This is a genomic window from Pseudomonas sp. IT-P74 (assembly GCF_949768175.1).
Lineage (GTDB): Bacteria > Pseudomonadota > Gammaproteobacteria > Pseudomonadales > Pseudomonadaceae > Aquipseudomonas.
The window spans coordinates 417,559-428,323 of record NZ_CATKQD010000011.1; the positions used below are offsets into that span (position 1 = coordinate 417,559).

At 61.4% G+C, this 10,765-nt stretch carries 14 protein-coding genes; 4 read left to right on the forward strand and 10 right to left on the reverse strand.

The window, feature by feature from the left end; translation table 11 throughout:
* Window positions 1-209 precede the first annotated feature (209 nt).
* From ACM6J5_RS10995 to ACM6J5_RS11025, 7 genes are read right to left on the reverse strand one after another with little or no spacing between them, the layout of a single operon-like run.
* Window positions 210-644 (reverse strand): nuclear transport factor 2 family protein, encoded by a 435-nt coding sequence (locus tag ACM6J5_RS10995; RefSeq protein WP_414928495.1) that lies wholly within the window; start codon window positions 642-644, stop codon window positions 210-212.
* Window positions 641-1,030, reverse strand: a complete 390-nt coding sequence (locus ACM6J5_RS11000; protein ID WP_414928496.1) for a steroid Delta-isomerase — start codon at window positions 1,028-1,030, stop codon at window positions 641-643. The genes ACM6J5_RS10995 and ACM6J5_RS11000 overlap by 4 nt, the downstream gene beginning before the upstream one ends.
* Window positions 1,031-2,233 (reverse strand): acetyl-CoA C-acyltransferase, encoded by a 1,203-nt coding sequence (locus ACM6J5_RS11005; RefSeq protein WP_414928497.1) that lies wholly within the window; start codon window positions 2,231-2,233, stop codon window positions 1,031-1,033.
* A gap of 29 nt (window positions 2,234-2,262) precedes the next feature.
* On the reverse strand, window positions 2,263-2,721 hold the full coding sequence (locus ACM6J5_RS11010) for a MaoC family dehydratase (protein WP_414928498.1): 459 nt from the start codon (window positions 2,719-2,721) through the stop codon (window positions 2,263-2,265).
* A 2-nt stretch (window positions 2,722-2,723) separates the two neighbouring features.
* Complete coding sequence (locus ACM6J5_RS11015; RefSeq protein WP_414928499.1) at window positions 2,724-3,506, reverse strand: SDR family oxidoreductase; 783 nt, start codon at window positions 3,504-3,506, stop codon at window positions 2,724-2,726.
* 13 nt (window positions 3,507-3,519) lie between these two features.
* Complete coding sequence (locus ACM6J5_RS11020) at window positions 3,520-4,713, reverse strand: acyl-CoA dehydrogenase family protein (protein ID WP_414928500.1); 1,194 nt, start codon at window positions 4,711-4,713, stop codon at window positions 3,520-3,522.
* The gene (locus ACM6J5_RS11025; RefSeq protein ID WP_414928501.1) at window positions 4,710-5,882 is read right to left on the reverse strand and encodes an acyl-CoA dehydrogenase family protein; all 1,173 of its coding nucleotides are present in this window, start codon (window positions 5,880-5,882) and stop codon (window positions 4,710-4,712) included. Before ACM6J5_RS11025 ends, ACM6J5_RS11020 begins: the two co-directional genes overlap by 4 nt.
* A gap of 172 nt (window positions 5,883-6,054) precedes the next feature.
* On the opposite strand from ACM6J5_RS11025, the gene ACM6J5_RS11030 reads away from it, so the two are divergent.
* On the forward strand, window positions 6,055-6,699 hold the full coding sequence (locus ACM6J5_RS11030) for a YceH family protein (RefSeq protein ID WP_414928502.1): 645 nt from the start codon (window positions 6,055-6,057) through the stop codon (window positions 6,697-6,699).
* Window positions 6,700-6,845: 146 nt separating this feature from the next.
* On the opposite strand, the gene ACM6J5_RS11035 is transcribed toward ACM6J5_RS11030, so the two are convergent.
* Window positions 6,846-7,364 carry a cupin domain-containing protein gene (locus ACM6J5_RS11035; protein WP_414928503.1) on the reverse strand — a complete coding sequence of 173 codons (519 nt, stop codon included), beginning with the start codon at window positions 7,362-7,364 and terminating at the stop codon, window positions 6,846-6,848.
* A 9-nt stretch (window positions 7,365-7,373) separates the two neighbouring features.
* A complete protein-coding gene (locus ACM6J5_RS11040; protein ID WP_095946370.1) occupies window positions 7,374-8,192 on the reverse strand; it encodes a shikimate 5-dehydrogenase in 819 nt (272 codons plus the stop codon).
* A gap of 246 nt (window positions 8,193-8,438) precedes the next feature.
* Between ACM6J5_RS11040 and ACM6J5_RS11045 the strand changes: the two genes are divergently transcribed.
* The 3 genes from ACM6J5_RS11045 to ACM6J5_RS11055 all read left to right on the forward strand — a co-directional run bounded on the left by ACM6J5_RS11045 (window position 8,439) and on the right by ACM6J5_RS11055 (window position 9,697).
* Entirely contained in the window at window positions 8,439-8,792 is a 354-nt protein-coding gene (locus tag ACM6J5_RS11045; RefSeq protein ID WP_095946371.1) for a hypothetical protein, read from the forward strand.
* Between the two features lie 403 nt (window positions 8,793-9,195).
* Window positions 9,196-9,390 (forward strand): hypothetical protein, encoded by a 195-nt coding sequence (locus ACM6J5_RS11050; protein ID WP_095946372.1) that lies wholly within the window; start codon window positions 9,196-9,198, stop codon window positions 9,388-9,390.
* A gap of 115 nt (window positions 9,391-9,505) precedes the next feature.
* Window positions 9,506-9,697 carry a hypothetical protein gene (locus ACM6J5_RS11055; protein ID WP_008004165.1) on the forward strand — a complete coding sequence of 64 codons (192 nt, stop codon included), beginning with the start codon at window positions 9,506-9,508 and terminating at the stop codon, window positions 9,695-9,697.
* Here the strand turns inward: ACM6J5_RS11055 and ACM6J5_RS11060 are convergent.
* Window positions 9,694-10,755 carry an AI-2E family transporter gene (locus ACM6J5_RS11060; protein ID WP_150673438.1) on the reverse strand — a complete coding sequence of 354 codons (1,062 nt, stop codon included), beginning with the start codon at window positions 10,753-10,755 and terminating at the stop codon, window positions 9,694-9,696. The genes ACM6J5_RS11055 and ACM6J5_RS11060 overlap by 4 nt on opposite strands.
* Window positions 10,756-10,765 lie beyond the last annotated feature (10 nt).

A 10,765-nucleotide genomic window follows, 5' to 3' on the forward strand; every position in this document is an offset into this window, starting at 1 on the left:
TCATGCCGCCATCGCGAGCAGGCTCGCTCCCACAAGGGGGATCGGGTTGTACGCTAATGCCAGGTTCACCACAAAAAAACTGTAGGAGCGAGCCTGCTCGCGATGAGGCCGGCACATTCAACATTGATGTTGCCTGTCATGCCGCCATCGCGAGCAGGCTCGCTCCCACAGTGTGGATGGGGTTGGGCCACCTCTGGGGCGAGCGGTCTTCAGGAACGCGCCACTTGCGAGTGAGCGGTAAAACGGGTGGCGACGATCTTCCATTGGCCGGCGATACGCTGGTAACGGTCCTGATAGAAGCCACCCAGCTGCCGCGTCGCCCCGCTCTCGCCATCCAGGTTGAAATACCACAGGGCCCAACGGCCCTGGGCCTGATCCTCGTTCAGCACCTCGATTTCCGGGTTGGCGCCGTGATGCAGGTCGATCACCCGCTCATGGCAAGCCAGTTCGCGGTACAGCGCGACAAAACTGTCGCGCTCACGAAAGATCCCCAACGGCCCGTAATCGATCAGCACTTCACCTTCGGCGAAGCAGTCGGCAATCACCTCGACCTGCTTGAGGTCACAGGCGTTGAGGTAGCGATGCTTGAGCTGGCGGATGTCCTCCAGCGCTTCCAGGCGGGCGATCCGCTGTTCCAGGTTCATGCTGCACCTCGCGCTGTTACGTTAACTTCACTCCAGAAGGCTTTCATCGAGCGGATCTTGCCGTCGGCGTCGAACTCCATCACGTCGATCACATGCAGTGAGCACGGTTGCCCGCCCCACTCCATATCGACCCGGAACGGCATCGCTCCGCAACCGTTGAGCGTCGCGCGCACCGGGCCGGTTTGCGTCGCAGAGACGTTCATCGCCCCCAACCCCTCACGGTAAAAGCGCGCGATGGCGTCGATGCCTTGCAACGGCGCCTGGCCGACCGGGTCTTCAACGGTGGCGTCTTTGGCGTAGAGCGCGAGGATGCCCTCAATGTCGCCGGCATCCACCAATTCCACGTAGCGTGCCATGGTCGCCTGAATCTGTTGAGCGCTGATCATTCAGACCACCTCGAACAGGGCAGCAGCGCCCATGCCGCCACCGATGCACATGCTCACCACCACGTAACGCAAGCCGCGACGCTGGCCTTCGACCAACGCGTGGCCGACCATCCGCGCCCCGGACATGCCGAACGGATGACCAATGGAAATCGCCCCGCCGTTGACGTTCAGACGCTCGGTCGGAATGCCCAGGGTGTCGCGGCAGTACAGCACCTGACAGGCGAACGCTTCGTTCAACTCCCACAGGCCGATGTGGTCCATGGTCAGGCCGTGGCGCTTGAGCAGCTTGGGAATGGCGTACACCGGGCCGATGCCCATTTCGTCGGAATTGCAGCCGGCGACGGCCATGCCGCGATAGATCCCCAGTGGTTCCAGGCCACGCTTCTCGGCCATTTTGGCGCTCATCAACACCGAAGCCGATGCGCCGTCAGACAGCTGCGAGGCGTTGCCGGCGGTGATGAATCGACCCTTGTCGCTCCACTGACCGCCGGGCCATACCGGTTCCAGGGCGCTCAGGCTTTCGCGAGAGGTGTCGATGCGGTTGCATTCGTCACGCAGCAAGGTGACGTTTTCATAGCTGGTTTCGCCGGTGGCCTTGTCGAACAGTGCCTTGCGGCTGGTCAGCGGCGTCAGTTCCCGGTCGAATCGCCCGGCGTTCTGAGCCTGCGCGGTACGCAGCTGGCTCTGGTAGCTGTATTCGTCCTGCTCGTCGCGGGAGATGCCGTAGCGCGCGGAGACGATCTCGGCGGTTTCGATCATCGGGATGTAGGCGTGCGGGTCCAGCTCGATCACCGAACCCGACTGGTTGCGATAGAGGTTCTTGTGCTTGTTCTGCACCAGGGATATCGACTCCAGGCCACCGGCCACGGCGATGTCGATTTCGTCGCACATGATGCCTTTGGCGGCCATGGCGATGCTCATCAGGCCCGACGAGCACTGGCGCTCGACCGCCATCCCGGCCACCGATGCCGGCAAGCCGCCGGCAATCGCGCACAGACGCCCCAGGTTATAGGACTGGGTGCCCTGCTGCGCAGCGGCGCCGATGATCACGTCGTCCACTTCACCCGGCTCGATGCCGGCACGGCGCACGGCTTCGCGCACCACGTGGCCGCCCAGTTGCGGCGCTTCGGTATCATTGAACGCACCGCGAAAGGCTTTGCCGATCGGAGTGCGGGCGGTGGAAACGATGACGGCTTCTTTCATGCTGGATTCCTCGAAAATTCTATTGAAGGTCAAGCCGGGTAATAGCGACTGATGGTGTCGACCACGCACCCGGGACGTCCCTCGCCGTCGATTTCGACGCTGACGCGGATGGTCGCCTGCACGCCGCCCTTCACTTCCTCGACCGCGATCAATTGCGCACTGCCGCGCACCCGCGAGCCGACGCGCACCACCGAAGGAAAACGCACCCGCTCACAGCCGTAATTGACGCCCATCGCCAGGCCACGGACCTCGACGATCTGCGGCAGGAACAGATTGACCAGCGACAGGCTCAGGTAACCATGGGCAATGCAGGTGCCAAACGGGCCGCTGGCAGCCTTGACCGGATCGACGTGAATCCACTGGTGATCGCCAGTGGCGTCGGCGAACCGATCGATGCGGTCTTGTTCCAGCAACAGCCAGTCGCTGGCGCCGAGTGATTCGCCCACGGCATCGAACAAGGCCATTGGCGTGTCGAAAATTCGTGGCATGGTCACGCCCTCTGGCTGGACACCGACAACACTTCGCCGGTCATGTAGGAGCTGTAGTCGCTGGCCAGGAACATCATCACGTTGGCCACTTCCCAGACTTCGGCGGCGCGGCCGAACGCTTCGTTGGCGGCCAGTTGATCGAGCACCGCCTGGGGCGCGGATTTGCGCAGGAAATCGTGCAGGGCAATGCTCGGGCTGACCGCGTTGATGCGGATGCCGTAGTCGGCGGCCTCGACCGCTGTGCAGCGGGTCAGCGCCATGACTCCGGCCTTGGCGGCGGCGTAGTGCGCCTGTTCTTTCTGCGCGCGCCAGCCCAACACTGAGGCGTTATTGACGATCACTCCGGCACGCCGCTCCATCATTTTCGGCAGCATGGCGCGGGTCATGCGCATGGTGCCGGTGAGCGTCACATCAATGACCCGATTCCACTCTTCATCGGCCATGTCCACCAGCAAGCGCGAGCCGCCGAGGCCCGCGTTGTTGATCAGCACATCCACGCCTTGCAAGTCACGTTCGGCGCAGGCGATCAGCTGCTGAACCTGGGCTTCGTCGGCAACGTTGCAGACCTGGCCGAACACGTGTTGCAGCCCGGTGGTTTCGCGGATTTTCAGCACCGCTTCGGCCAGCCGGCCTTCATGGATATCGCTGATCATCAGCGCACGGCAGCCTTCTTCGGCAGCACGCACGGCGGCGGAAAAACCGATACCGGCGCCTGCGGCGGCGGTGATCAGCACCGACTTGCCGCGCAGCAGGCCGCGACCTTCAACATATTGAGGTACAGACATGAACTCTCTCCTTTCAGGCACGCGGACGCGGCTCTTTGGGCATGCCCAAGGCACGCTCGGCAATGATGTTGCGCTGGATTTCGTTGCTGCCGCCGTAGAGGGTGTCGGCGCGGCTGAACAGGTACAGCGACTGCAAACGGGTCAGTTGGTAAGGTCCGGCTTCGAGCAATTCCGCCTCGGCGCCGAGAACGTCCATCGCCAACTTGCCGAGGCTGGCGTGCCAGGTCGACCAGAACAGCTTGTAGATGGTCGCCTCCTTGCGCAGCGATCCGTCCTGGCTACCCGAGAGCATGCGCAGCGAGTTGTAACGCATGATCCGCAGCCCGCTCCAGGCTTCGGCCAGGCGCTGACGCAGGATCGGATCGCGGTCGGCGCCATTGGATTTGGCGATGGCGATGATTTCGTTGAGTTCGTTCTGGAACTGCATTTGCTGGCCGAGGGTCGAGACACCTCGCTCAAAGCCCAGCAGCGCCATGGCGATCTTCCAGCCGTCGCCCGGCGCGCCGATGATGTTGGCGGCGTCGGTGCGGGCATCGTCGAAGAACACCTCGTTGAATTCCGAGGTGCCGGTCAGTTGCTCGATCGGGCGAACGCTGATTTCAGCCTGGGCCATCGGCACCAGCAGGAACGACAGACCGCGATGGCCGACGCTGCCCGGTTCGGTGCGGGCGATGACAAAACACCAGTCCGACTCGTGGGCCAGGGAGGTCCAGACTTTTTGCCCATTGATCAGCCATTGGCCGGTCGCTTCATCCAGCGTTGCACGGGTCTTGACGTTGGCCAGGTCGGAACCGGCGCCCGGCTCTGAATAGCCCTGGCACCAGAACGACGTACCGCTGACGATCCCCGGCAAAAAGCGCTGTTGCTGTTCGACCGTGCCGAATGCGGCGATGGTCGGCCCGGCCAGGCCTTCGCCGATATGGCCCATGCGGCCAGGGCCGCCGGCGCGGGCGTACTCTTCGTTGAAGATCACCTGCCGGGTGATCGACAGGCCGCGCCCGCCATGCTCCGGCGCCCAGCCGACGCAGGTCCAGCCGCCTTCTGCGAGCTTGCGCTCCCAGGCTTTGCGTTCTTCGGGAAACATGTGCTCATCGCCCGGACCACCGCGAAAACGCAGGGCTTCGAACTCGCCGCAGAGGTTGGCGCTCATCCAGTCGGCGACTTCCCGACGGAAGCATTCGTCCTGCTCGCTGAAACTGATTTTCATGGCTGCTCTCCCAGAATCACCGAAGCAATGCGCTCGCGATGCCAGGCCGGTAGCCCGAGGAAACTCTCGCTGGCGCGGGCGCGTTTGAAGTAGAGGTGCGGGTCGTATTCCCAGGTGAAACCGACGCCGCCGTGCAACTGGATGGACTCGGAGGCGCAGTGGAAATAGGTTTCCGAACACTGCGCCTTGGCCAGCGCCGCCGCCAGAGGCAGTTCGGCCGCGACCTGAGGATCACCTTGGGGATCGAGGACCTCTTGGGCCACGCACGCGGCGTAATAACTGGCGGATCGCGCGCATTCGACTTGCAGCATCATGTCGGCGGCGCGGTGTTTGAGGGCCTGAAAACTGGCAATCGGACGACCGAACTGCTGGCGCTCCTGCATGTAGGCCACGCTGAGGTCGAGCACCTGTTGCGCGCCGCCGGTCTGCTCGGCGGCCAGGCCGATGCAGGCCAGTTGCAGGACGCGTTCAAGGTGCGACCAGCCGTTCCCGAATTCTCCCAGCAGGCAGTCGGCTTCAAGGTACAGGCCCTTGAGCTGGATCCGCGCCTGGCGCCGGGTCTGGTCCATGGTCGGCAGCATTTGCCGTTCGATGCCTGCGCTTACGGCGTTCACGGCAAACAGACTGATGCCTTTTTCGCCGGTGGTTCCGGGTTGTCGTGCGGCAATGATCAACAGGTCGGCGCCATGGCCGTCGAGCACATGCTTGAGGGTGCCGTCGAGGACGAACCCGTCGCCTTCGGCCACCACCGTTGCCTGGACATCCTCGGCGGACCAACCGTTGGCACTGCTGAACGCCAGGGTCCCGGTCACGCTGCCGTCTGCAATCGACGGCAACCAGCGCTGCTTCTGTTCATCATTGGCCGCCAGCAACAGTGCTGGGGTGGCCATGCAGGCGGTGGCGAAAAACGGCGAGCACAGCAAGCGCCGGCCCATCTGTTCCAGCAGGATCGTCAGCTCGACAAAGCCCAGGCCCAGGCCACCATAGGTTTCGGGGATATGAATCGCCGGCCAGTACATTTCCTGGCACAGACGCTGCCAGAGGGCTTCGTCGAAACCCCGCTCGCTGACCATCGCCGCGCGCACGGCGGCTGAATCCGAGACATCGGCGAGGAAACCCTCGGCCGATGCGCGGATCATTTCCTGTTCGTCGCTGAATGCAAACTCCATCGCGGCGCCTTCTGCTCGTTTGGCGGGGCGCGCGTGGCGCAACACCCCTTTGAGCATGAAGTTTGGCGCTGGCCGGACGCGGCAGAATCGTTAGCCTTGCCTAGTCCGAACGGGCGATGTCAAAGTGCGCTTACGCAAGTGAAAAACATGAATCGGCTAAGGATGCAGAACCATGAGCACTGAGCAAGAGACGACTTTCGACGAGCCGCGGCTCAACAGCACGGAAATCCGCATTCTGGGATCGTTGATCGAGAAACAGGCCACCAGCCCGGAAACCTATCCCCTGACCCTCAATGCCCTGGTGATTGCCTGCAACCAGAAAACCAGCCGCGAGCCGGTGATGAACCTGACGCCGGGCCAGGTCGGCCAGAGCCTGCGCGCCCTCGAAGGACGCGGTTTCGCCAGGCTGGTGATGGGCAGCCGCGCCGACCGCTGGGAGCACAAGGTCGACAAGGCCCTGGAACTGGTGCCGGCGCAAGTCATCCTGACCGGGCTGATGTTTCTGCGTGGTCCGCAGACCGTCAATGAACTGCTGACCCGTAGCGGCCGCATGCATGAGTTCGAAGACACCGAACAGCTGGTGCATCAACTCGAACGCCTGATTGGCCGGGGTCTGGCGGTGCTGATTCCGCGTCAGGCTGGCCAGCGCGAAGACCGATACACCCACGCCCTGGGCGACCCGGCGGATATCGAAGCGATCATGGCGGCAAGGAACAACCCGGCCGAGCGTGGCAGCAGCGGGGTTTCGGTTGAGCGCATCGAAGAACTGGAAGCGCGGATTGCGGCGCTGGAAGAAAGGCTGGCTCGGCTCGAATAACCTGGATGTTTGCCTGGCAAAAAAACCTGTAGGAGCGAGCCTGCTCGCGAAAAACGTCCAGACGACGCGCTCATTCAGACAGCACGCGTTATCGTTGTCGTCCATCGCGAGCAGGCTCGCTCCTACAGTAGCTTGAGAGGCTGCGCCTATTCGCCGTCCCAGTAATCCACCCCATCGGCTTGCCGGGCAACGGCAACAAAGCCTGACGCATTACCCTCGGCATCCACCTTGAAATCATCCATCACGGCATACTTGCCGGAATCCGGGTACTCACAGATCTCCGGTGATTGCTGGGTGCTGACGGCCAGGTATCGCAACTCGCCGTTGCTGGTATTGATGATCTGGTGCGCCTTTTCAGGCCCGCCCGGTGGACAGGCGATCACATCACCGGTGCGGATCGGAAAACGTTCGGTTCCCAGGCGGACCTCTCCTTCCCCGGCCACAACGTAGAACATTTCCTCATTGACCCGATGACTGTGGAACGGGCTGCCGCGCATGCCTGGCTCCAGCGCATACAGGCGATAACCCAGCTTTTGCCCCCCCAATTGCTGACCGACTCGGGCCAGGCGCTGTTGATAGCGCCCGGCGGTTTCACCGCCCGGCGCAAACGCTTCGGGCAGCGCTTCAAGTTCGACCGAATCCAGATTGAGAATGGGGGGATGCATGGACAGCTCCTAGCTGCGGGCAAACGCCACGGCCTTGTGAAATTGCTCGTCCGTCGGACGTACGCCGGTATAGAGCACAAATTGCTCCAGTGCCTGGATCGCGATCACTTCCAGTCCGGTGATGACCCGCTTGCCTTCGGCACGAGCACGCACGATCAACGGTGTTTCCGAGGGAATCGCTACCACATCGAAGACAGTTTCCGCTTTTTCGATCACATCAGACTCGAAGGCCAGTTGATCGGCCTCAGGTCCTCCCGTCATGCCGATCGGGGTGACGTTGACCAGCATTTGTGGGCGACGATTCCCCAGCTCGGCCTGCCACTCATACCCCAACGACTGTGCCAGCGCCTGCCCGGCGCGCTCGTTGCGGGCCACGATCAGGCCGTTTTCATAGCCGCCATCGCGCAAGGCGCTCGCCACGGCCTTGGCCATGCCGCCGCTGCCGCGCAAGGCAAAGCTCGAGTCCTTGGGCACCTGGTGTTTTTCAAGCAATTGGGCCACGGCGATGTAGTCGGTGTTGTAGGCCTTGAGATGTCCGTCGGTGTTGACGATGGTGTTGATCGATTGAATGGCGGCGGCAGACGCGTCGAGTTCATCCACCAGGGCAATGCAGGCTTCCTTGAACGGCATCGACACGCCACAACCACGAATCCGCAGGGCGCGAATGCCGGCGACGGCACCCGTCAGGTCCTGGCTGGCAAAGGCCTTGTAGTAAAAATTCAGACCCAGCTGTTCATACAGATGATTGTGAAAACGCAGACCAAAGTTCCCGGGGCGTCCTGAAAGGGACATGCACAGCTGGGTGTCTTTGTTGGGGTTCATCTGCATGGGCAAGCTCCTTCAAATGCACTTTTCGGATGGACGGGATTAGCCCTCCATCGGGTTCTGATCGATCATATAAGTGTGTTAACGCGGCCTTACAGGGGACGGTAAGAAAGTCGGTACAGACCTTACACAAAATTTACCTCGCCGCCGTGCTGTTTTTCGAAAAAAAGCTGTCTTAGAAGTATCCCCGCGACAATCCCTGGGTCTATTGCAGATACAGGCGCCGGGTGGAAGAACCGAGGAACTATCATGATCCGTAAAGTCCCCACAGTAGCCTTGCTGATCGGCACCCTCGCTATCGCAGGACAGGCGCAAGCCGGTGGTGGTAATGACGCCGCGGTATTTGGAGCGATCGTTGGTACTGCCATCGTCGGCTCGGCTCTGATCAACGCCAACCGCCCGGTCTATGTCGCACCACAACCGGTCTACTACCAGCCCGCGCCGGTTTATTACGCACCACCGCCTCCGGTTTACTACCAGCCGGCCCCGGTCTACGTGCAGCAACCGATCTACTACCGTCCGGCCCCGGTGTACTACGGTCCACCCCGTGGTTACTATGGCCCGCCACGGGGCTACTACGGCCACGGCCATGGCCGCTGGTAACGAACTCATCAAGCCCCGCTGAAACTGCGTAATGCTGTTCACTTAAGGAAGTTGTAGGAGCGAGCTTGCTCGCGATGAACCTGAGAACACCGCGGGGTATCAGGTTTGCAGCGTCATCGTTGACGACCATCGCGAGCAAGCTCGCTCCTACAGAGGACCACATTCGCTTAACTGAACAGCATTACGCTGAAACAGCGGGGCTTTTTTATGCCCGTTTGTCGGTGCAGGTCTGAATAAATCTCGCCAAGGTCGCTATCGGGACAGTGCCCGTGGCTGAAACGGGCAAGATGAACTCGAGCCGATTTCTGCCGTGTGGCAAAAAACGGTCATATTTTTGTCATGACAGTTCCGCAAGCTCGCTGCTGTCCGTCGAAAACAGATTGATAACAACAAGGACGACCACATGCCAACGCAAAACCCGCACCGCATCGTCGGTCTGTGCACCTCCGGCAAGGTGTACAACGCACTGACCGAACTCAAGCACCTGGAAGGTCATCGCAGCGCCAAGTTTCTCTCGCTGCTGGCGCAAAGCCTGGTGCGCAAGGGCCTGCTCAACGAGCAGGAAGTGGTTCATATGCTTGATCAGGTGGTCAGCTGACCGTCCAAGGGTCGTTTACCCCCTCTGGCATCAATGACCACTATCGAAAGCGTTGATTACTCCTCAAGGCACCCGGACCTTACAGTAACTCCACAGATTGATGGAGGTACTTGTCATGTCAAAGGTTCAGATCATGTCCGTTATCGGCAGCGCCGTCCCCGCACAGCTCAGGGAGCTGGGCATGCTCGCCTGTTGGTATCTGGTGCAGGACGGCGTGCAGATCAGCGGCCCGCTCACTTCACTGCCCGCCGCCCGTGAACTGTCGCAACGCATCGGCACCGGCCAGTCCGGCAGGCTCAGCGCCTAAGGCAGCTGCATCCGCGGTTTGGTTTCAACGAAAATGGCCCAGCTCGACATGAACAGGGCCGCGATCAACGGGCCGATGACAAAACCGTTCAACCCGAAAATCGACAGGCCGCCGAGGGTCGAGATCAAGACCATGTAGTCCGGCATTCTGGTGTCCTTGCCCACCAGCAACGGCCTGAGCAGGTTGTCCACCAGCCCGATCACGAAGACCCCGAACAATACCAGCACCACGCCCTGCCAGATCGCCCCGGTGAACAGGAAAAACGCCGCCACCGGCAGCCAGACGATTCCCGCCCCCACCGCCGGCAGCAGCGACAGAAACGCCATCAACACCGCCCAGAGCAATACGCTGGGAATGTCCAGGAACCAGAAGATCAGACCGCCCAGCGCGCCTTGGGTAATGGCCACCAACAGGTTGCCTTTCACCGTGGCCCGCACCACATGATTGAGCTTGAGCTGCAAACGGCGTTTCTGCTGCTCCTGCAACGGCACCGCCTGGCGTACCTTGCGTGCCAGTTCCGCACCGTCGCGCAGGAAGAAGAACAGCAGGTACAGCATGATGAAGATACTGACGATGAACTCGAACGTACCCTGGCCGAAACTGAATGCATGAGAGGCCAGCACCTGTCCGCCGGTCATTGCGCTCTTGACGATTTTCTCTCGCAGCCCGCTCAACTCGCCCATGCCGAAGCGATCCAGCAGATACTGGAAATACGGTGGCAGGCTGTGCTTGAACTGCGACACGTACCCGGCGATGTCGAGTTCACCGCTCTCGACGCGTTTGTAGAGTACCGCCCCCTCCTGAACCAGCAAGGCGCTGATGGTGATCACCGGCAGAATCGCGATCACCAGGCAAATGCTCAATGTGCACAGCGACGTGAGGTTGCGTGGCCAGCCGAACTTCAGTTGCAGTCGACTCTGCAGTGGCGCAAAGACAATGCCAAGGATCACCGCCCAGAACGCTGCGCCGTAAAACGGCAGCAGGATCCAGATGAAGGCAGCGCTCACCAGCACCAGCAAAACCATCAAGGACTTGTCTTGTAGGGTCGTTTCGTTCATGTCCGATCCG

Coding starts and splice junctions, on each gene's coding strand:
- ACM6J5_RS11050 (WP_095946372.1), top strand. CDS start 9,196: ATGCCAACGCAAAACCCGCACCGCATCGTCGGTCTGTGCACCTCCGGC.
- ACM6J5_RS11010 (WP_414928498.1), bottom strand. CDS start 2,721: ATGCCACGAATTTTCGACACGCCAATGGCCTTGTTCGATGCCGTGGGC.
- ACM6J5_RS10995 (WP_414928495.1), bottom strand. CDS start 644: ATGAACCTGGAACAGCGGATCGCCCGCCTGGAAGCGCTGGAGGACATC.
- ACM6J5_RS11045 (WP_095946371.1), top strand. CDS start 8,439: ATGATCCGTAAAGTCCCCACAGTAGCCTTGCTGATCGGCACCCTCGCT.
- ACM6J5_RS11025 (WP_414928501.1), bottom strand. CDS start 5,882: ATGGAGTTTGCATTCAGCGACGAACAGGAAATGATCCGCGCATCGGCC.
- ACM6J5_RS11040 (WP_095946370.1), bottom strand. CDS start 8,192: ATGCAGATGAACCCCAACAAAGACACCCAGCTGTGCATGTCCCTTTCA.
- ACM6J5_RS11055 (WP_008004165.1), top strand. CDS start 9,506: ATGTCAAAGGTTCAGATCATGTCCGTTATCGGCAGCGCCGTCCCCGCA.
- ACM6J5_RS11060 (WP_150673438.1), bottom strand. CDS start 10,755: ATGAACGAAACGACCCTACAAGACAAGTCCTTGATGGTTTTGCTGGTG.
- ACM6J5_RS11020 (WP_414928500.1), bottom strand. CDS start 4,713: ATGAAAATCAGTTTCAGCGAGCAGGACGAATGCTTCCGTCGGGAAGTC.
- ACM6J5_RS11015 (WP_414928499.1), bottom strand. CDS start 3,506: ATGTCTGTACCTCAATATGTTGAAGGTCGCGGCCTGCTGCGCGGCAAG.
- ACM6J5_RS11030 (WP_414928502.1), top strand. CDS start 6,055: ATGAGCACTGAGCAAGAGACGACTTTCGACGAGCCGCGGCTCAACAGC.
- ACM6J5_RS11000 (WP_414928496.1), bottom strand. CDS start 1,030: ATGATCAGCGCTCAACAGATTCAGGCGACCATGGCACGCTACGTGGAA.
- ACM6J5_RS11035 (WP_414928503.1), bottom strand. CDS start 7,364: ATGCATCCCCCCATTCTCAATCTGGATTCGGTCGAACTTGAAGCGCTG.
- ACM6J5_RS11005 (WP_414928497.1), bottom strand. CDS start 2,233: ATGAAAGAAGCCGTCATCGTTTCCACCGCCCGCACTCCGATCGGCAAA.